Consider the following 19,482-nt stretch of genomic DNA (forward strand, 5'->3'; position numbering starts at 1 on the left):
GACCGGGATCACGCCGTGATCCTTCGTCCCCATATCTTCCGGCAGGCAGTGGGATCGCGCAGATCGGGCGGGCCGGCCGACGGCGGCGAGCCGGAGCACCTCTCTTCGTGTTCGTACGAATGTTCGAGCAAGGGTTATGGTGGAAAAGGAAACGAGGGGCCCGGGGCCGAAGCGAGGGACCGGGACCGGCACGGAACCCGGGACCGGTCAGGGGGCGGATGAGCGCAGGAGGTGTGGATGTCAGGGTTCACGCATCTGCACACCGCTTCGGGGTTCTCCCTGCGCTACGGCGCCTCCCACCCGGAGCGGCTCGCCGAGCGCGCCGCCGAACGGGGCATGGACGCCCTCGCGCTGACCGACCGGGACGGGCTCTCCGGCGCCGTCCGGTTCGCCAAGGCCGCCGCCGCGGCCGGTATCCGCCCGCTGTTCGGCACCGGACTCGCCGTGGCGGGGCGCCCCCCGACGCCGATGCCCGCCGCGCGGCGGCGCACCCCGGTACGCGGCGGCGCCTTCCTCGACGAGTCCGCGGCCCGCGCCGTCTTCCTGGCCCGCGACGGTGCGGCCGGCTGGGCCGCTCTGTGCCGGCTGGTCTCGGCCGCGCACGCGGACCGGGCCGAACGGCCGGTCCTCCCGTGGCACGCCCTGGAGTCCGCCGCGGACGGGCTGACCGTGCTGCTCGGGCCGGACTCCGACGTGGGCCGGGCGCTGGCCGCCGGGCGCCCGGACCGGGCCGCCCGGATCGTCGCCCCCTGGCGCGAGCTGTACGGCGACGCGCTGCGCCTGGAGATTGTCGACCACGGCCGCGACGGCAGCGGCCCCGGCTCGCTCCGGCTGGCCGCCCGCACCTTCGGCTTCGCCGTCGACCAGGGCATCCGCGCCGTCCTGACCAACGCGGTCCGCTATGCCGACCCCGGCCAGGGCCCGGTCGCCGACGTACTGGACTCCGCCCGCCGCCTGGTCCCGGTGGACCGGCACCGCCCCGAGGCCCGGGACACCGGCGAGCGATGGCTCAAGGACGCCGCCGCGATGCGCCGCACCGCCGGGCGGATCGCCGAGGCGGCCGGATTCCGGCACGACCTCGCCCACCGGCTGCTCACCATGACCGAGGAGACCGCGGGCGCCTGCCGGGTCGACCCGGAGGACGACCTCGGGCTCGGCCGCGTCCACTTCCCCGAACCGCGGCTGGTCGGCGCCGGGCACCGCACCGCCGCCCGGGTACTGCGCTCACGCTGCGCCGCCGGGATGGTGCTGCGCGGCTACGACCGCGACCGTGCGCACTGGACACGGCTGCACGAAGAGCTGCGCACCATCGAACGGCTCGGCTACCCCTCGTACTTCCTGACGGTCGCCCGGGTCGTGGACGACATACGGGAGATGGGCATCCGGGTCGCGGCCCGCGGATCCGGCGCCGGTTCCCTGGTCAACCACCTCCTGGGCATCACCCACGCCGACCCGGTCGCCCACGGGCTGCTGATGGAGCGCTTCCTGTCCGAGCGGCGGGCGGCGCTGCCGGACATCGACATCGACGTCGAGTCCGCCCGCCGGCTGGAGGTCTACCGCGCGATCTTCGACCGCTTCGGCGCGGCGCGGGTCGCGACGGTCTCGATGCCCGAGACCTACCGGGTGCGGCACGCCGTACGGGACGTGGGCGCCGCCCTGGGCATGGACCCGGCGCAGGTGGACCGGCTCGCCAAGGCGTTCCCGCACATCCGGGCCCGGGACGCGCGGGCGGCGCTGGCCGAACTGCCGGAGCTGCGCGGGGTGGCGGCGGCCGGGAGCGAACGGCTGTGGCAGCTGGTCGAGGCGCTGGACGCGCTGCCGCGCGGTATCGCCATGCATCCGTGCGGGGTGCTGCTCTCGGACGCCTCGCTGCTGGACCGTACGCCCGTCGTACCGACCACCCACGGTGCGGGCCCCCACCACCCCGAGGGCGCGGGCGGGGACGGCCGGGGGAGTACCCCCATCGTGATGTCCCAGTTCGACAAGGAGGACGTCGAGGACCTGGGGCTGCTCAAGCTCGATGTGCTGGGTGTGCGGATGCAGTCCGCGATGGCGCACGCGGTCACCGAGATCGGCCGGGCCACCGGGCGCCGCCTCGACCTGGACGACCCGGCGCAGGTGCCGCCGGACGACCGGGCCACCTACGACCTGATCCGCTCCACCGAGACGCTCGGCTGCTTCCAGATCGAATCGCCCGGCCAGCGCGACCTGGTCGGACGCCTCCAGCCCGGCACCTTCCACGACCTGGTGGTCGATATCTCGCTGTTCCGGCCGGGACCGGTCGCCGCCGATATGGTGCGGCCCTTCATCGAGGCCCGGCACGGACGCAGAGCCGTCCGCTATCCGCACCCCGACCTGGCGGAACCGCTGCGCGAGACCTACGGGGTCGTGGTGTTCCACGAGCAGATCATCGAGACGCTGCGGATCATGACGGGCTGCGCGCGGGACGAGGCGGACGAGCGGCGGCGCGCGCTGTCGCAGCCGGAGGCGCAGGAGAAGGTGCGCGCCTGGTTCGTGGCACGCGCCGAGCGGCGGGGGTATACGCCCGAGGTGATCGCGCGCACCTGGGAGATCGTCGAGGCGTTCGGGGCGTACGGCTTCTGCAAGGCGCACGCGGTGGCCTTCGCGGTGCCCACCTACCAGTCGGCCTGGCTCAAGGCCCACCACCCCGCGGCCTTTTACGCCGGGCTGCTCACCCACGACCCCGGGATGTACCCGAAGCGGCTGCTGCTCGCGGACGCGCGGCGGCGCGGGGTGCCGGTGCTGCCGCTGGACGTGAACCGGTCGGCGATCACCCATCGAATCGAACTGGTGTCTGATGCGGGTTCGGTTTCGGGTCCGGTGCCCGGCCCGGGTCCGGTCGCGGCGGCTTCCGGGGACGGCTCCGGGGTGTGGGGGGTGCGGCTCGCGCTCTCCGATGTGTACGGGATGAGCGAGGCCGAGGCGCGGCGCATCGCGGACGGGCAGCCCTACACCTCGCTCCAGGACCTGTGGCAGCGGGCCAGGCCGAGCCGCCCGGTGGCCGAACGCCTGGCCCGGGTGGGCGCGTTGGACGCCTTCGGCGCGAACCGGCGGGACCTGCTGCTGCACATCGCCGAACTGCACCACCGCCGACGGAGCGCGCCGGCCGGACAGCTGACCCTGCCCGGCCGGGCCATCGACGCCGGAAGCCCGGGACAGGACGGTGGTACGGCGGGCGGCGGCGGGGCCGTCGGGCGGGCGACGGTGGCCGATACGGTCGAGCCGGTGGGGCTGCCCGACCTGAGCGACACCGAACGGCTCAGCGCCGAACTGGGCGTCCTGGGCATGGACGCCTCCCGGCATCTGATGGCCGATCACCAGGAGTTCCTCGCGGAGCTGGGCGCCCTGCCGGCCCGGCTGCTGCGCGACGCCGGACACGGCGAGACGGTGCTGGTCGCCGGGGCCAAGGCGGCCACCCAGACGCCGCCGATCCGCTCCGGCCGCCGGGTCATCTTCACGACCCTTGACGACAGCACGGGGCTGGTCGACTGCGCCTTCTTCGACGCGGCTCCGGGCACTGGCGGCCCGGGAGGTCCCCCCAGCCCCCTTGAGGTCTGCGCGCACACCGTCTTCCACTCCTGGCTGCTGCTGGTGCGCGGCACGGTCCAGCGGCGCGGACCGCGCAGCCTCAGCGTGGTCGGCGCCGCCGCGTGGAACCTCGCCGAACTGGCCGAACTGCGCCGCGAGGGCGGCCTGGAGGCGGTCACCGCCCGCCTCGCGGCAGGATCGGACCAGGCGGCCGGACCGCCGGCGGAGCCCGGGGACCGCGAGGGTTCCGGGGCGGCGGCCGGGACCGGAGAGGCGGAAGGGCGGACCGGCGGGGGAGAGGAGGCCGCGGAAGCGGCGGCGAAGGGAGCCGGTGGGGCGGACGGTTCCGGCGGGGCGGGCCATGGCGTGGGGGCGGGCGCTTCCGGCGGTGCGGCCGGGGAGGCCGCCGCCCCGGCCCGGACCATCCGGCTGCCGACCGGCTACGAACTGCACCCGTGGGCCGACCTCCAGCCCCCGGGCGAACGCGCCGCCACCGGCCGCAAGTTGTGGCACTCCAGCCCAGGGAGCGCGGGATGACCTCCGCGCCGCGGCCGTCCGCCGTCCCGGGGTCGTCTGTCGAGGGCCGGTCTGCCGTCCCGGAGCCGCCTGTCCCGGAGCTGTCCGCGCCGGTGTCTGCCGGGGGCCGGTCTGCTGTGTCGCCGTCTGCCGGGGGTCGGTCTGCCGTGCCGGAGCTGTCCGTACCGGCGTTCGCCGAAGGCCGGTCCGCTGTGCCGCCGTCCGTCGAGGGTCGGTCTGCCGTCCCGGAGCCGCCTGTCCCGGAGCCGTCCGCACCGGCGTTCGCCGAGGGCCGGTCCGCTGTGTCGCCGTCCGTCGAGGGCCGGTCTGCCGCACTGCCGCCCGCCGGGGCGCCGCCGGTCACCCCGCTGTCCGTCGAGGGTCGGTCCGCCGTCCCGGAGCCGCCTGTCCCGGAGCCGTCCGCACCGGTGTCTGCCGGGGGCCGGTCCGCCGTGTCGCCGTCCGCCGGGGGCCGCTCCGCCGCGCCGGAGCCGTCCGTTCCGGAGCCGTCCGTGCCGGCGTCCGCCGAGGGCCGCACCGCCGCACCGTCGTCCGCCGGGGCGCCGCCGGTCACCCCGCCGTCCGCCGGGGCGCCGCGGCCGGCCGGTGTGCTCTGCGTACGCTTCCGGGCCGCCGGCGACACCCCCGTGAGCGCCGGGGAGTACGCGGCGCTGCTGCGGCTGCTGGCGCAGTTCACGCCGGTGGTCGAGGCGCTGCCGCCCGATGCCGCGCTGGCCGATGTCCGCGGGGCGCTGCGGTACTTCGGCCGGGACGCGGCGGGCATCGCCGAACTGGTGCGGCTGCGTGCGCTGGTGTGGCACGGCGTACGGTGCACGATCGGGGTCGCCGCCAACCCGCTGCTCGCGCGGATGGCGGCCCAGGGCGCGGCGCCCGGGGAGATCCGGGCCGTCCCCGGGGACACCGGGTCCGTCGCCACGTTCCTCGCCCGCCGGCCGGCGGTGGCGCTGGAGGGTGTCGGGCCCGCGACCGCACGCCTCCTGTGCGCGTACGGACTCGACAGCGTCGGGCGGATCGCCGCCGCGCCGTCCGCGACCCTGCAACGGATCCTCGGCGCCAAGGCGGGCCGCGCGGTGTACGAGCGGGCGCGCGGTATCGACCCGACGCCGGTGTCCCCCAACGCGGCCACCCGCTCCCTGGGCGCCGAACACCGCTTCGTCCACGACGAGCTGGACCCGGCCAGGCGCCGCCGGGCACTGCTCTCGCTCGCCGACGACCTCGGGGTCCGGATGCGCGCGGGCGGGCAAGTGGCCCGCGCGCTCACCCTCACCGTCCGCTACGCCGACCGCTCCACGACGGTCCGCACCCGGCGGCTGGCCGAGCCGACCGCGCACGGACCCGCGCTGACCGCGGCGGCCTACGCGCTGCACACCGCGCTCGGCTTGCAGCGGGCGCGGGTGCGGTCCGTCGCGCTGCGCGCGGAGGATCTCTGCTCCGCCGAACTCGCCGCACACCAGCTGACGTTCGATCCGGCCGACGACAAGGCGCACCGCATCGAGGCGGCCGTCGACCGGGCCAGGGCACGCTTCGGCACCGGTGCGGTGCGCCCGGCGGCGAAGACCGGCGACCACTGACCCGGCCGCCGGCTCACCGGCGGTCAGCCACCGGCCACCACCCGTCAGCCACCGGCCACCACCCGTCAGCCGTACAGCCGCTGGCCGTACCGCGGGCCGTAGTGCTCCTCCAGGGCCTCCAGCGGGACGTCCTGGGCCTCGACGCGCTTGACGATCCGCGCCCGCGAGGGCAGCGCGTCGGGTTCCCAGGTCTCCGGTTGCCACAGTTCCGAGCGGAGGAACGCCTTGGAGCAGTGGTAGTAGACCTCCTCGACCTCGACGAGCAGCGCGAGCCGCGGGCGGTTGCCCTTGACGATCAGCTCGTCGAAGAACGGGGCGTCGCGCAGCAGCCTGGCGCGGCCGTTGACGCGCAGCGTGTCGCCGCGCCCCGGCAGGAGGTAGCTCAGCCCGACATGCGGATTGCCGAGGACGTTCATGAACCCGTCCAGGCGCCTGTTGCCGGGGCGGTCCGGGATCACCAGGGTGGTGTCGTCCAGGACGTGGGTGAAGCCCGCGGGGTCGCCCTTGGGCGAGACGTCGCAGCGGCCCTCCGCGTCCGACGTCGCCATCAGGCAGAACGGGGAGTGCGCCAGCCACTGGCGGTCCATGTCGTGCAGCCGCCGGCGGGTCTTGTGCGCGGCGTGCGCGCTCGGTTCGCCGATCAGCTCGCGCAGCTCCGCTTCGGAGGCGATCTCCGTGATTCCCGTCAGATCCGCCGTCTCCATCGGTCTCTCCCCTCGTCGGCCACCCCGGGCAACCGCCCCCCGGGCCATGAACTTCCCAGGTGAACGGCTTATCGGACAACGCGTCACCGACTCTACGGGACGCCACCGACAACGGCCCGGACACGGCGGACGGGCCCGGCGCGAGCACGGTACGGATGCCGCGTGACCCGGACGTCCGGTGCGGATCGTGTGCGGCTTCCTTCACTGCCGGATGGCTGGTAACGCCATTTACCCAGCCGTAACTTGACTCTCAGTCAGCGGTAATGACCCTTGCGATCCGGATCGCAGGTGAACGGCTCACCGAGCACTTCGGAGTCCCCTCACCCGCAAGGAGCATCGTATGAAGCTGCGCCGGTCCCGCCTGCTCGCCGTCCTCCCCGCCCTCGCCCTGGCCATCGGTGTCACCACGGCCGCGCCCGCCGCCGCCGGCACCCCCACCGTCGGCAGCGGCTGGAACAACTTCTCCTGCAAGCCCTCCGCACAGCACCCCCGGCCGGTGGTCCTGGTGCACGGCACCTTCGGCAACGCCGTGGACAACTGGCTCGGTCTCGCGCCCTACCTGGTGGACCGCGGCTACTGCGTCTTCTCCCTCGACTACGGCCGGCTGCCCGGTATCCCGTTCTTCCACGGCCTCGGCGCCGTGGACGCGTCGGCGCGACAGCTCGCCGGGTACGTCGACCGGGTGCTGGCCGCCACCGGGGCGGCGAAGACCGATATCGTCGGCCACTCGCAGGGCGGCATGATGCCGCGGGACTACCTGAAGTTCCACGGCGGCGCGGACAAGGTGAACGCGCTGATCGGGCTGGCGCCCAGCAACCACGGCACCGATCTGGACGGCCTGACCCGGCTGCTGGACCAGTTCCCCGGGGCCAGGCAGTACCTCAGCACCCTCACCCCCGGCCTGACCGACCAGATCGCCGGGTCGGACATGCTGGACCGCCTCAACGCGGGCGGCGACACCGTCCCGGGCGTGCGCTACACCGTCATCGCGACCCGGTACGACGAGGTCGTCACGCCCTACCGGACGCAGTTCCTCGACGGCCCCGGTGTCCACAACGTCCTGCTCCAGGACCTGTGCCCGTCCGACCCTGCCGAACACGTGGCCATCGGGCTCGCCGACGGCGTCGCCTTCCACGAGACGGCCAACGCCCTCGACCCGGCCCATGCCACCCCGACGACCTGCTCGTCCGGCTGACCCGCACCCGTCGGGGCCCGGCCGAGCCGACCGCGCACGCCGTGCCGGGCCGGGAGCGGGCGGCACGGTGCGACCGGGCCCCGACGGCCGGCGGGACGCCGCGGCCGTCGTCACCGGTGCGGGCCAGGTGCCGGCCGTCGGCCGGTCCGGCGCCGCCACCACGGGGCCGCGGGGGCGCCGGGCGCCGGAACCGCCGTCCGGCGTGGCGCCGCATCGTCCGGCGTGGCGCCGCACCGTCCGGCGGGACGCCGCACCGTCCGGCGGGACGCGACCCGCCCCGTCCCGCCGGAGGGACGCCGCGTCACCCTCTCCCGAGCTCGCGCACGCAGCGCCATTCGGCCGCGTACGGCAGGTAGCCGAGGGCGTGGTTGATCGCGAGCATCGGGGCGTTCGCGGCGTCGTTGCCGGTGAACGCCTCGGTGCAGCCTGCGTCCCGGGCGCGGCGCAGCGAGTCCGTCTTGGCGAGCCGGGCCGGCCCCCGCCCCCGGAAGGCGCGGCGGGTGCCGGTCATGCCCGAGGAGTAGCGGCCGAGACCGTCGGTCGTGGCGAGGGTGAAGGCCGCGATCTCGCCGTCGACGGTCACCACGGTGGTGAGGCCGAGGTCGTTGTCGGGATGCTCCCAGGTGTGCAGCAGCCAGTTCTCGTAGGCCATGGCGTCACCGGTGGCATCGCCCGGTACGTCCGCCGTCGCCTCGGCGTCCACCGCGAACAGCGGGTAGGGGTCGGCGCCGAAGTCCGCACCGGTGCACAGCCGGACGCCCGGCGGCAGCCGGCCGGGGAGCGGCGGCAGGCGGGCGCCCGCGAGATCGAGCCGGAGAAAACTGGCCGGACGGGTGCGGCGGTAGCCACGGTGCGCCGCGAAGGCCAGGGCGCCCGGCTCGTCCGTCGCCCAGGCGAAGAGCCGGGTGGCGCCGGCCGCGGCCAGATGTTTCTCGGCCGCGGTCAGCAGCGCGCCGCCCACGCCCCGCCCCCGTTGGTCCGGATGGACCACCGGCGTCGCCGCCGCCCGGCCTGGGACGCTGTGCTCGTGCACCAGACCGCTGTGGACCGCGCCCACGATCCGGCCGTCCAGCTCGGCGACGAACAGCCGCAGGCACTGTGCCGCCGGAGCGGTGGCGACCTGCCAGGCGACGCCCTGCGGAGTGGAGATCAGGAACGGCAGCGCGGCGCGCCGCAGGTCGGCGACGGCCTTGGCGTCGGCAGGGCGGAACTCGCGTATGGCGGGCATCATGGCCGCGGACAGTACGCCCCCCGCATGCCCCGGCGCCTCCCCTTTCCGTACCGCTTCCCCGCTGCTCTCCCTGCCGCTTCTGACGCCGCCGTCCGGGTGGCTCATTCCGGACGGTGCTCCACCGGTTTAGGTGGCAGGTGCAACTATCCGGGCGTACGGTGATCGCCGCGAGCCGCCGCCGGTATGCGGTGGCCTGCCGCCGACCGAAGAGGAGCCGCCAGCATGTGCGGAATTACCGGATGGATTTCCTACGACCGAGACCTCACCACAGAGCGCCGCACCCTTGAGACGATGACCGAGACGATGGCCTGCCGGGGCCCGGATGCCGGCGGCGTCTGGCTCGACCGGCACGCCGCGTTCGGCCACCGGCGCCTCGCCGTCATCGACATCGACGGCGGCAAACAGCCCATGACCGTCGAGCACGACGGCCGCACCCTGATCGTCACCACGTACAGCGGTGAGGTCTACAACTACCGTGAACTGCGGAGCGAGCTGGAGTCCCTGGGCCACGCCTTCCGCACCAGCAGCGACACCGAGGTCGTGCTGCACGCCTACCTCCAGTGGGGTGAGGCGTTCGTCGAACGGCTCAACGGCATGTACGCCTTCGCCCTCTGGGACCCGCGGACCGAGGAACTCCTGCTGATCCGCGACCGGATGGGCATCAAGCCGCTCTACTACTACCCCACCCCCGACGGCGCCCTCTTCGGCTCCGAACCCAAGGCGATACTCGCCCACCCCTCGGTGCACCCCACCGTCGACACCGAGGGCCTCGCCGAGCTGATCACCTTCACCAAGACCCCCGGCCACGCCGTCTACAAGGGCATGCACGAGGTGCGCCCCGGCCATATCGTCCGGGTCGGCCGCGGCGGGGTGAGCGTCAAGCGCTACTGGGCGCTGGAGGCCCGTGAGCACACCGACGACCTCGACACCACCATCGCGCGCGTCCGCGAACTGCTGGACGACATCGTCGCCCGCCAGCTGATCGCCGATGTGCCGCTGTGCACCCTGCTCTCCGGCGGCCTGGACTCGTCCGCCATCACCGCGCTGTCCGCCCGCGCGCTGGCCGCCCAGGGCAGTGGCCCGGTGCGCTCGTTCGCCGTCGACTTCACCGGCTACACCGAGAACTTCAAGGCTGACGACCTGCGCGGCACCCCCGACGGGCCGTACGCGCACGCCCTGGCCGAGCACGTCCGCTCCGACCACCACGACATCGTCCTGGACACCGCCGCCCTGATGGACCGCGGCCACCGCGCCGCCGTCCTGGCCGCCCGCGACCTGCCCAACGGTTTCGGCGACGGCGACACCTCCCTCTACCTCCTGTTCAAGGCGGTCCGCGAGCAGTCGACCGTCGCGCTGTCCGGCGAGTCCGCGGACGAGGTCTTCGGCGGCTACCGCTGGTTCCACGACCCGGCGTCCGTCAACGCCGACACCTTCCCCTGGATCGCGGCGGGCCTCTCCGGCCGGTTCTCCGGCGGCAACGCCACCCGCGAGGCGCTGCTGGACGAGGGGCTGCTCGCCAAGCTCGACCTGCCCGGCTACGAGAACCGCCGCTACCGCGAGGCGCTCGCCGAGGTGCCCTACCTGGACAGCGACACCGGACTCCAGCGCCGGATGCGCGAGATCAGCTACCTGCACCTGACCCGCTTCGTCCAGGTCCTGCTGGACCGCAAGGACCGGGCCAGCATGGCCGTCGGCCTGGAGGTCCGGGTGCCGTTCTGCGACCACCGCCTCGTCGAATACGTCTTCAACACCCCCTGGTCGATGAAGACCTTCGACGGCCGCGAGAAGTCGCTGCTGCGCGCCGCCGTCCGCGATGTGCTGCCCGACCTGGTCGCCGACCGGGTCAAGAGCCCCTACCCCAGCACCCAGGACCCGCGTTACGGCGAGGCGCTCCGCGCCGAACTGAAGGAACTGGCCGCCGACCCCGGCGCACCGGCCCGGCCGCTGCTGAACGCCACGGCCGTCGCGGAGGCCACCGCGGACGGCGCGACGACGGACATCCGGCCGGGCGCCGAGCTGGTCCTCGGCGTGGACAGCTGGCTGCGGACGACCGGGACGACCCTGGAGGTGTAGCACCGGTATCCCCGGTATCCCCGGTAACACCGGTAACACCGGTAACACCGGTAACACCGGTAACACCGGTGACCCCGGTGACACCGGTATCCCCGGTAACTCCGCAGGGCATACGGACCGGTATCGGCACGGCGGGCGCTCCTGGCGCACAATGGATGCGACAAAACCGCGCACCCGACCCGCCACCACCAGCACCAGGAGCGCCCGCCGTGTCCCCGCAGAACCTGAAGATCAGCATCGATCCGGCGGCGGCCGACGCGCCGTTCGAGCAGGTCCGCACCCAGATCGCGGACCAGGCCCGGGACGGCCGCCTGCCGGTCGGCCACAAACTGCCGACCGTCCGCGGCCTCGCCGAGGAACTCGGGCTGGCCGCCAACACCGTCGCCAAGTCCTACCGGGCCCTGGAGTCCGACGGGGTGATCGAGACCAGGGGCCGCAACGGCAGCTTCATCGCGGCCGCCGGTGACGCCGCGGACAAGGAGGCCGCCGCGGCCGCAGCGGGATACGCCCGCCGCGCCCACCGCCTCGGCCTGGACCGGCGGGCCGCCCTCGCCGCCGTCGAGGAGGCCCTGCGCGCGACGTACGAAACGGACACCTGAGCGGCCCCCGGAGAACGGGCACCTGAGCGGCCCCGCCCCCTACCGCGCACCGCCACCCCGCACGTCAGCACCCCCGTACGTCAGCACCCCGCACCTCGCCACCCCGGCCACCGCCACACCGGCCGCGCGACCGAAGGAGACGTATGCCCAGCCAGCAGGCCCTAGTCCGCCGTCCGGGACCCCGCCTCGCCGAGGGGCTGGTCACCCATATCGACCGGCGGCCGGTGGACCCGGCGCTCGCGCTGCGCCAGTGGGAGGCGTACGTCCAGGCGCTGCGCGACCACGGCTGGCAGCCCACCGAGGTACCCCCGGCCGACGACTGCCCGGACGCGGTCTTCGTCGAGGACACCATGGTCGTGTACCGCGATGTCGCGCTGATCACCCGGCCCGGCGCGGAGTCCCGCAGGCCCGAGACGCGCGCCGCACGCGCCGCGGCCGGGGCGTTCGGCTATTCCGTCCACGAGATCCGCGCCCCCGGCACACTCGACGGCGGCGACGTCCTGAAGACCGGCGACACCGTCCACGTCGGCCGCGGCGGCCGTACCAACGCCGAGGGCATCCGCCAACTCCGCTCCGCCTTCGAGCCGTTGGGCGCCACGGTGGTCGCCGTGCCGGTCAGCCGGGTGCTGCATCTGAAGTCCGCGGTGACCGCCCTGCCGGACGGCACCGTCATCGGCTACCCGCCACTGGTCGACGACCCGGCCGTCTTCCCGCGCTTCCTGCCCGTACCGGAGGAGTCCGGCGCGCATGTCGTACTGCTCGGCGACGGCAAACTGCTGATGGCCGCCAGCGCACCGAAGACCGCGGCACTCTTCGCCGACCTCGGATACCGCCCGGTGCCGGTGGACATCGGCGAGTTCGAGAAACTGGAGGGCTGTGTGACCTGCCTGTCCGTACGTCTGCGCGAGCTGCACGCGTGACCGCACCTATCGTGACGGCATGAGCAACCTCGATCTCCAGCCCGTGTCCAACCTCTGCGGCGGGAACCGCCGTACGGGTCCGGTCCGCGACCTTCAGCCGGGCAAACAGGTGCCCCTCGGCGAGAGCACCGTCGTGCGGCGCCTGCTGCCCAACCTCGGCCGGCGCATGGTCGGCGCCTGGTGCTTCGTCGACCACTACGGCCCCGACGACATCGCCGACGAACCCGGTATGCAGGTGCCGCCGCATCCGCATATGGGCCTCCAGACCGTCAGCTGGCTGCGCGCGGGCGAGGTGCTGCACCGCGACAGCCTGGGCAGCCTCCAGACGGTGCGCCCGCGCGAGCTGGGCCTGATGACGTCGGGACGGGCCATCGCGCACTCCGAGGAATCCCCCCGTGCCCATACGCCGCTGCTGCACGGCGCCCAGCTGTGGGTGGCGCTCCCGGCCGAACACCGCCATGTCGCCCCGGCCTTCGAGCACCACACCGAGCTGCCGGTGATCACCGGTGGCGGCGGACTGTCGGCCACCGTCATCCTCGGCGAACTGGCCGGCGCCACCTCGCCCGGCACCACCTACTCCCCGCTCGTCGGCGCCGATATCGCCCTCGCCGCGGGGACGGACACCCGGCTGCCGGTCGAACCGGACTTCGAGTACGCGGCACTGGCCATCTCCGGCGCATGCGAGGTCGACGGGGTCCGCCTGGCCCCCGGCGCGCTCCTCTACCTCGGCTGCGGACGCGGCGAACTCCCGCTGCGCGCCGACACCGACAGCAGCCTGCTGCTCCTCGGCGGCGAGCCGTTCGAGGAGTCCATCGTGATGTGGTGGAACTTCGTCGGCCGCAGCCACGCCGAGATCGCCGAGGCCCGCGCCGCGTGGAACGACGGTGACCGCTTCGGCGCCGTGCACGGTTACGACGGCACACGGCTGCTCGCGCCGGAACTGCCGCCGGTGCGGCTCAAGCCCCGGGGAAGGGCACACTGACCTGCGACTATGGCTGATGGGGAGGAGCCGGTGAACGGTTCGCGGTGCACGAACCCGAACTTCTCGTGCAGCTCCCTGGCGGGAGGAAGAACCCGGAAGCCTCATTCCGGTCACTCTGCGCTTTCCGGTACGGCGTCCCGGGGGCTGCCCTCGTGTTCGTCCGTGCCGTGCCGGCGTGGATGTCGAAGCCGGCGCCCGCCCGCACCGTCGAGCGGGTCCCACCGACGTAGGAGCTGAGCGGGCGCTGCTCGACGCCGCCGCGCAGCGCCCACCAGGCCGTCTCGACCGCGGCCTTGGCGAAGGTGTTCTCCCGGATCTCCGCGAAGAGTTCGGCCGGCTGAGCTGCGTCGTCGACGGTCGCCCCGGCGGGGCGGGGCAGTATGCAGTCGCGTACCAGCGCGAATGCCGACTGCCCCCACTCCCCGCAGAACAGCGGCCAGGTACCCGGGGCCGCCTCGCCCCACCCGGTCACCTCACCGCTGGCCGGCCGGACGAGCACCGTGGGGCTCGTCCCCGAAGGGCGTCCTCCAGGGAACCTTCCATGGCATGCGCAGTATGAACGCACGCGCGGAATTCATGTGCATGGACTCCTTCCGCTGTCCGGACCGAGGGGCCCTACCGGCGGCCGGGCTCACGAATTGCTCGCGAGCCACTTCTTGGCCTGCTGGGCGTACTGCGGCGCCCACTGCGGGCTCCAGCGCAGGAAGTAGACGTGCATGTTCAGCGCGTGCAGCAGATGTCCGAGATCGACCCGCCGCTCCCAGTCGTCCGGCAGCGGACACGCCGCGTCGTACGACTTGAGGAAGACATCGCGGCCGGCCGGGAACGCGTCGAAGATGTGCTCGTCGAGCTTGCCGAAGTCCCGGAACCTCTCCGCGTACGTGGCATGTTCGAAGTCGAGGACGCAGCTGATCCGCCCGTTGCGCACCAGGAAGTTCGGCAGCCACAGGTCACCGTGGGTGAAGGCCGGGACGTTCGCCGAGTTCTCCAGCCGCGCCACGGCGGCGCCGATCGCGGACCGGAGGGTGTCGGGGTCACCGATCCGACCGAGCTCGGCCTGCGGGAGCAGCGCCGCCACCTCGGCCTCGACCGACTCCCGCAGCGACGAGGCCCTCGCGCCGCCCAGCACGTCCCCGAAGTGGGGTCCCACGATGGCGTGCAGCCGCCCGATGATGTCGCCGAGGTCCTGGAGCAGCACCATCCGCTGGTCCCCGTCGAGGGAATCCCACACGTCACCCGCCGCCTCGCCCTCCTGGTACTCCTGGATGAGCAACGGGCCGTTCACGGCCGGTTCGTGCGGCACCAGCCGCCGATACCGCACCACAGGGATGCCGTGCTCGGCCGCCACCCGCGCGCCGGCGACGAGCCGCCGCAGATGCTCGGGGTCCAGGTCGCGCTGCGGCACCTTGACCAGCAGCCGGCCCTCATCGGTGGCGGCCACCCACTGCTTGCTCGTGTAGCCCTTGTCGAGCGGGCGGACCGACGTGACGTGGACCCCTGGGCACTCCCTCTGGAGAACGTTACGGATCGTGCTCGCGGTATCGGTTGACATGGATCACCTGCCGTTGGCGTTGAGGAGACGAGTCGGCACCTGCGTCGGAACGATCTTGAGGCGCCCCTGCATCAGCACAACGTAGGCCGTGCGCATCGCGGTGGCACCTCGCCTGACCCGTTCCCGGACGAGGCCGGAGACGCCAAGGCGTGCCGCTTCCGCCATGAGGGACACGACCGCGTCCCGGGATGTGGCCGAATGACCCGTCTCGACGTCGTCGTCGGCGATATGCGGTCGGGGGGAGCTCGTGTCGTACCCGAGGTCGGTCGGACCGTCGGCCTTCGAGATGCCGGCGGTGCCCGGACCGTGGAACTCGCAGCGCATGTTCACGCCGACGATCTCCGGGAATCTGCGCACCGGGAATTCCGCGATCGTCGGCCGGAACGCCGGGCGGAGAAACCCTTGTTGAGGAAGTCGACGCCCTCGATGAACTCCCTGGTCCAGAACTTGGGGAGCCGGTGGCCGAGCCCGACGGGCAGCTCCTCGTACAGCGCGCCGTGGCTGTGGCCGGGTTTGCCGTTGCCGGTCTCGTCCCAGGAGATGTCGTCAAGCAGCCGCTCGCTGTCCGACGGCACGACTCCCCGGGTCACCCCCGGCAACCACGCGCCGTCGCCCCGATTGTCCGCCGCCCCGTGGAAGCTGCGGTCGTGGTGGGCCTGGCCGTCGTCGGCCACCGGCGGGACCGCGGCCGACGCCATGGCCCGGCAGGTCAGGTGCATCCACTCCGGGAACTCCTCAGCGTCGTAGCGCTCGGGGAGGTGACAGGCCGTTCAGGAGCCGTCCGGTCACCACCGCGGCGGTGGGAGGTCGGGGTCACGTATCGACGCGCCCGACCGCCGGACACCGGGGCGCCGAGCTGCGTGGACACATCCGGAGGCCGGGTCGGCCGGGCGGGGGCGGCGTGGCCGCACGGCAGCGGTGCGTGCGTACCGTACGGGGGTGGGCGCCGCGCCCCGGGAGAGCCCCTGCCCAGGGGCGGTCGAGGGGCGCGGGCTTCCAGCGGGTGATCGCCGGTGGGCGCCGTCAGCCGGACGGCCCGCCGGGGCCCGACCACCGGGTTCGGAGCACCGGGTTCGGAGCACCGGGGCCGGGCGACCGGGGTCAGACCACCGGGGTCGGGTAGGTCGGGTACTCCACCCCGGAGACGTGCTGGACGACGCGGATGACCTGGCAGGAGTAGCCGAACTCGTTGTCGTACCAGAGGTAGAGGATCGCGTTGTCGCCGTCGACCTTGGTGGCGCCGGCGTCGACGATGGAGGCGTGGCGCGAGCCGATGAAGTCGCTGGAGACCGCGTCGGGGGCGCTGATGAAGTCGATCTGGCGCTTGAGCGGCGAGGTCAGCGACACATTGCGGAGGTAGTCGAGGACCTCCTCGCGGGTGGTCTCGCGGGCGAGCCGCAGGCTGAGGATCGCGATGGAGACGTCCGGCACCGGGACGCGGATCGAGCTGCCGGTGATCGGTGCCTTGAGGTCGGGCAGTGCCTTGGCGACGGCGGAGGCGGCACCGGTCTCGGTGATGACCATGTTGAGCGGCGCCGAGCGGCCGCGGCGGTCGGAATTGTGGTAGTTGTCCAGCAGGTTCTGGTCGTTGGTGAACGAGTGGACGGTCTCCACGTGGCCGCGCAGAACGCCGTACTCGTCCGCCATCGCCTTCAGCGGCGGGACGATCGCGTTGGTGGTGCAGGACGCGCAGGACAGGATCTGCTCGTCCGGCTTGATCATGTCGTGGTTGACGCCGTGGACGACATTGGGGACGTCGCCCTTGCCCGGCGCGGTCAGCACGACCTTGGCGATACCGGGGCCCAGGTGCTTCGACAGGCCCTCACGGTCGCGCCACTTGCCGGTGTTGTCGATGAGGATGGCGTCCTTGATGCCGTACGCCGGGTAGTCCACCGACGTCGGATCGTCGGAGTAGATCACCTTGATCTCGTTGCCGTTGGCGATGATCATGCCGTTCGCCTCGTCGACGGTGATCGTGCCCTGGAACTGGCCGTGGATGGAGTCCCGGCGCAGCAGCGAGGCGCGCTTGACGAGGTCCTGGCCGGCGCCCTTGCGGACGACGATGGCGCGCAGCCGCAGGCCGTTGCCGGAGCCGGCCTTCTCGATGAGCAGGCGGGCGAGGAGGCGGCCGATGCGGCCGAACCCGTAGAGGACGACGTCGCGCGGCTCACGGCGCTCGGTCTTGTTGGCGCCCGTGGCGCCGGCGACGGCCCCGGCGGTGAACTCCGCGACCGACAGACCGCGGTCGTCGGCCTTGTACGTCGCGGCGAGCATGCCGATGTCGATCTGGGACGGGCCCAGATCGAGCGTGGTGAGGGCCTGGAGGAACGGCAGCGTCTCGGTGACCGAGAGCTCCTCACCGGCGATCTGCCGGGCGAAGCGGTGGCACTTGAGGATGCTGACCACCGACTTGTTCACCAGGGAGCGGCTGTGCAGCAGGACCGTGACGTCCCGCTCACGGTGCAGCTTCCCGATGATCGGGATCATCGACTCCGCGATCTCCTCGCGGTTCTTCCAATTGGTGAACGAGTCCTCATTGACAGTCACAGATTTATCTTTCGAGCTAGGCGGCGCTCATATGCTAACCCGCCCCCTTTTTGCCCACTCAGGCGGTGCCACCCGGGCGGGATGCGGTGACCGGGCCCCGCGCCCACCGGACGCGGGGACCCGCACCGTCCGCCCGGCACCCGCTCACCTCACCGGTGAGGCGGCGAACCGGCGGACCGGGGGCCGCGCCCGTCGCCCGGCCGGCTCGTCACTGCGCCGTCATCCCGGGCGTGAGCGGACCCCGCGCCGCGCGGCGGGCCGGTACCGGGGCGGCGAGCGGCGCCGCCAGCACCGCGGCCCCCAGCAGCACCCCGAGCCGGCCTCACGGCAGCGTGAACGGCACCGGTTCGGCGGCGGTCGACGCCACCCGCATGAACAGCCACGCCGAGCCGGTACCGAGGAGCAGACCGCACACCGCACCGAGCAGCGCGACGAACACCGACTCCGCGGTGAGGGCGGCGCCGAGCCCGCCCCTGGTCAGCCTCCCCGCCCCGGACCGCGAACGCGTCTTCGACCGCTTCGCCCGCCTCGACGACGCCCGCACCCGGGACGCCGGCGGCTCGGGCCTCGGCCTCACCCTCGCCCGCGACATCGCCATCCGCCACGGCGGCTCCCTCCGCGTGGCGGACAGCGAAACCGGAGCCGGACTGGTCGCGCGGCTGCCGTCGGCCGGGGGGACCGGTGACGAGGGCGCTTTCGCCTGAGCGGCCGGCCCGGCGCGAACCGGGCGAGGCCGCCCTCGGCGCGGTAGGACCCGGCTGTCCCCGGACGCCGCCCTACAGGTACAGGCCGGCGTCGGAGTCCGGGGACGGGGACGGGACGGATGCGGGGCGGGTGCCGCGGCGCAGGGCGTACAGCTCGGCGAGGGAGGCTCCCTCGCGTCCGATGCCCTCCTCCGTGCCCAGCCAGTTGACCGCTTCCGGGCGGCTGAGCGGGCCGACCTCGATACGGGCGAGGCAGCGGCCCGGCCGGACCACCGCGGGGTGCAGCCGTTCCAGGTCCTCGTTGGTGGTGACCCCCACCAGGACGTTGCGGCCCTGGCCCAGCAGCCCGTCCGTCAGATTGAGCAGCCGGGACAGCGCCTGCCCGGCGGTGTGCTTGGCCTCCCCGCGGATCAGTTCGTCGCAGTCCTCCAGGAGCAGCAGCCGCCACCGGCCCTTGCCGGTGTCGTCGTCCTCCTCGCCGATGGCGATGTCCATCAGGTACCCGACGTCGTTGAAGAGCCGTTCCGGGTCCAGTACGCAGTCCACCTGGCACCAGTCCCGCCACGAGCGGGCGAGGGTCCGCAGTGCGGAGGTCTTGCCCGTACCGGGCGGGCCGTGCAGCAGCAGGAGCCGTCCGGCGATCTCCTCCGGGGCGACCTTCATCAGCCCGTCCATCGCGTCGGCCACCGGCGCGGTGTAGTTGGGCCGGACCTCCTCCCAGCTGCCGGCCGAGATCTGCCGGGACGTACGGTGCGGGCCGCGGCGCGGGGAGAAGTACCAGAAGCCCATGGAGACGTTCTCCGGCCGTGGCTCCGGTTCGTCCTCCGCGCCGTCCGCGGAATGGGCCAGCACCTTCTCGGCCAGTTCGTCGCTGACGGCGGTGACCGTCACATCGGCGCCGCGGTTCCAGCGGGAGATCAGGAGCGTGAAACCGTCGCCCTCCGCGAGGGTGGCACTGCGGCCGTCGCCGCGCGCGGAGCGCAGGACGCGGGCGCCGGGCGGCAGCAGCGTCAGACCGGCCCTCACCCGCTCCAGGGACCGGGTACGGGAGTACGGCTGCTCGCCGCTGGCGAACCGCCCCAGAAAGAGCGCGTCGAGGACATCGGAGGGGGAATCGTTGTCGTCCAGGGTCAGACGGATCGGGAGGGACTCCTCGGCGGCGGTCGGCTGGACGTGATCGGCACTCATGCGGTCATGATCTGCCACCCGGCCCCGCCACGTACACGGAATATCCCGCGTACCCGCGATATTCCGGCGTTCTCCCCGCACCGGAAGCCACCCGTGACGAAGAAACCGGGTGTACCGGGCGGCCGGCCGG

16 protein-coding genes are annotated in these 19,482 nt (G+C 73.4%); 8 read left to right on the forward strand and 8 right to left on the reverse strand.

The genetic code is table 11. From position 1 onward, the window contains the following. The first annotated feature begins 237 nt into the window (after positions 1-237). Positions 238-4,086 (forward strand): DNA polymerase III subunit alpha, encoded by a 3,849-nt coding sequence (locus ACLJWH_RS25510; RefSeq protein ID WP_411144077.1) that lies wholly within the window; start codon positions 238-240, stop codon positions 4,084-4,086. A 491-nt stretch (positions 4,087-4,577) separates the two neighbouring features. Continuing rightward, positions 4,578-5,657: a DNA polymerase thumb domain-containing protein gene (locus ACLJWH_RS25515; protein WP_411144078.1), complete on the forward strand. Its 1,080-nt coding sequence runs from the start codon at positions 4,578-4,580 to the stop codon at positions 5,655-5,657. Positions 5,658-5,722: 65 nt separating this feature from the next. Here ACLJWH_RS25515 and ACLJWH_RS25520 read toward each other — a convergent pair whose 3' ends face one another. Further along, the gene (locus tag ACLJWH_RS25520) at positions 5,723-6,361 is read right to left on the reverse strand and encodes a pyridoxamine 5'-phosphate oxidase family protein (RefSeq protein ID WP_411144079.1); all 639 of its coding nucleotides are present in this window, start codon (positions 6,359-6,361) and stop codon (positions 5,723-5,725) included. A gap of 340 nt (positions 6,362-6,701) precedes the next feature. Here ACLJWH_RS25520 and ACLJWH_RS25525 point away from each other — a divergent pair, with 340 nt between their 5' ends. Then, the gene (locus tag ACLJWH_RS25525; RefSeq protein WP_411144080.1) at positions 6,702-7,556 is read left to right on the forward strand and encodes an esterase/lipase family protein; all 855 of its coding nucleotides are present in this window, start codon (positions 6,702-6,704) and stop codon (positions 7,554-7,556) included. Between the two features lie 301 nt (positions 7,557-7,857). Here the strand turns inward: ACLJWH_RS25525 and ACLJWH_RS25530 are convergent, their stop codons facing one another. After that, positions 7,858-8,787 (reverse strand): GNAT family N-acetyltransferase, encoded by a 930-nt coding sequence (locus ACLJWH_RS25530; protein WP_411144081.1) that lies wholly within the window; start codon positions 8,785-8,787, stop codon positions 7,858-7,860. 222 nt (positions 8,788-9,009) lie between these two features. Here ACLJWH_RS25530 and asnB point away from each other — a divergent pair, with 222 nt between their 5' ends. The 4 genes from asnB to ACLJWH_RS25550 all read left to right on the forward strand — a co-directional run bounded on the left by asnB (position 9,010) and on the right by ACLJWH_RS25550 (position 13,361). After that, positions 9,010-10,860, forward strand: coding sequence for an asparagine synthase (glutamine-hydrolyzing) (gene asnB / locus ACLJWH_RS25535; protein ID WP_411144082.1), 1,851 nt, complete (start codon positions 9,010-9,012; stop codon positions 10,858-10,860). 209 nt (positions 10,861-11,069) lie between these two features. Continuing rightward, positions 11,070-11,459 (forward strand): GntR family transcriptional regulator, encoded by a 390-nt coding sequence (locus ACLJWH_RS25540; RefSeq protein WP_411144083.1) that lies wholly within the window; start codon positions 11,070-11,072, stop codon positions 11,457-11,459. 143 nt (positions 11,460-11,602) lie between these two features. Then, a complete protein-coding gene (ddaH, locus tag ACLJWH_RS25545; protein ID WP_411144084.1) occupies positions 11,603-12,379 on the forward strand; it encodes a dimethylargininase in 777 nt (258 codons plus the stop codon). Between the two features lie 19 nt (positions 12,380-12,398). After that, the gene (locus ACLJWH_RS25550; protein ID WP_411144085.1) at positions 12,399-13,361 is read left to right on the forward strand and encodes a pirin family protein; all 963 of its coding nucleotides are present in this window, start codon (positions 12,399-12,401) and stop codon (positions 13,359-13,361) included. Positions 13,362-13,368: 7 nt separating this feature from the next. Here the strand turns inward: ACLJWH_RS25550 and ACLJWH_RS25555 are convergent, their stop codons facing one another. The 5 genes from ACLJWH_RS25555 to ACLJWH_RS25575 all read right to left on the reverse strand — a co-directional run bounded on the left by ACLJWH_RS25555 (position 13,369) and on the right by ACLJWH_RS25575 (position 17,460). Continuing rightward, the gene (locus ACLJWH_RS25555) at positions 13,369-13,860 is read right to left on the reverse strand and encodes a hypothetical protein (RefSeq protein WP_411144086.1); all 492 of its coding nucleotides are present in this window, start codon (positions 13,858-13,860) and stop codon (positions 13,369-13,371) included. 132 nt (positions 13,861-13,992) lie between these two features. After that, complete coding sequence (locus tag ACLJWH_RS25560) at positions 13,993-14,913, reverse strand: phosphotransferase family protein (RefSeq protein ID WP_411144087.1); 921 nt, start codon at positions 14,911-14,913, stop codon at positions 13,993-13,995. Between the two features lie 3 nt (positions 14,914-14,916). Beyond that, positions 14,917-15,270, reverse strand: a complete 354-nt coding sequence (locus ACLJWH_RS25565; protein ID WP_411144088.1) for a hypothetical protein — start codon at positions 15,268-15,270, stop codon at positions 14,917-14,919. Further along, positions 15,240-15,632: a hypothetical protein gene (locus ACLJWH_RS25570; RefSeq protein ID WP_411144089.1), complete on the reverse strand. Its 393-nt coding sequence runs from the start codon at positions 15,630-15,632 to the stop codon at positions 15,240-15,242. The genes ACLJWH_RS25565 and ACLJWH_RS25570 overlap by 31 nt, the downstream gene beginning before the upstream one ends. Before the next feature lie 382 nt (positions 15,633-16,014). After that, complete coding sequence (locus ACLJWH_RS25575; protein WP_411144090.1) at positions 16,015-17,460, reverse strand: glyceraldehyde-3-phosphate dehydrogenase; 1,446 nt, start codon at positions 17,458-17,460, stop codon at positions 16,015-16,017. A 230-nt stretch (positions 17,461-17,690) separates the two neighbouring features. On the opposite strand from ACLJWH_RS25575, the gene ACLJWH_RS25580 reads away from it, so the two are divergent. Then, positions 17,691-18,164, forward strand: a complete 474-nt coding sequence (locus ACLJWH_RS25580) for an ATP-binding protein (RefSeq protein ID WP_411144091.1) — start codon at positions 17,691-17,693, stop codon at positions 18,162-18,164. 72 nt (positions 18,165-18,236) lie between these two features. Here the strand turns inward: ACLJWH_RS25580 and ACLJWH_RS25585 are convergent, their stop codons facing one another. Continuing rightward, on the reverse strand, positions 18,237-19,352 hold the full coding sequence (locus ACLJWH_RS25585) for a DUF5925 domain-containing protein (RefSeq protein ID WP_411144092.1): 1,116 nt from the start codon (positions 19,350-19,352) through the stop codon (positions 18,237-18,239). Positions 19,353-19,482: the final 130 nt, after the last annotated feature.

The sequence above is a fragment of the Streptomyces sp. x-80 genome (assembly GCF_046549095.1).
Classification (GTDB): domain Bacteria; phylum Actinomycetota; class Actinomycetes; order Streptomycetales; family Streptomycetaceae; genus Streptomyces; species Streptomyces celluloflavus.

Bases quoted from the DNA above. Each gene is read 5' to 3' on its own strand.
- ACLJWH_RS25510 (WP_411144077.1), top strand. From the start codon at position 238: ATGTCAGGGTTCACGCATCTGCACACCGCTTCGGGGTTCTCCCTGCGC.
- ACLJWH_RS25520 (WP_411144079.1), bottom strand. From the start codon at position 6,361: ATGGAGACGGCGGATCTGACGGGAATCACGGAGATCGCCTCCGAAGCG.
- ACLJWH_RS25525 (WP_411144080.1), top strand. From the start codon at position 6,702: ATGAAGCTGCGCCGGTCCCGCCTGCTCGCCGTCCTCCCCGCCCTCGCC.
- ACLJWH_RS25530 (WP_411144081.1), bottom strand. From the start codon at position 8,787: ATGATGCCCGCCATACGCGAGTTCCGCCCTGCCGACGCCAAGGCCGTC.
- asnB (WP_411144082.1), top strand. From the start codon at position 9,010: ATGTGCGGAATTACCGGATGGATTTCCTACGACCGAGACCTCACCACA.
- ddaH (WP_411144084.1), top strand. From the start codon at position 11,603: ATGCCCAGCCAGCAGGCCCTAGTCCGCCGTCCGGGACCCCGCCTCGCC.
- ACLJWH_RS25550 (WP_411144085.1), top strand. From the start codon at position 12,399: ATGAGCAACCTCGATCTCCAGCCCGTGTCCAACCTCTGCGGCGGGAAC.
- ACLJWH_RS25560 (WP_411144087.1), bottom strand. From the start codon at position 14,913: ATGTCAACCGATACCGCGAGCACGATCCGTAACGTTCTCCAGAGGGAG.
- ACLJWH_RS25570 (WP_411144089.1), bottom strand. From the start codon at position 15,632: ATGCACCTGACCTGCCGGGCCATGGCGTCGGCCGCGGTCCCGCCGGTG.
- ACLJWH_RS25585 (WP_411144092.1), bottom strand. From the start codon at position 19,352: ATGAGTGCCGATCACGTCCAGCCGACCGCCGCCGAGGAGTCCCTCCCG.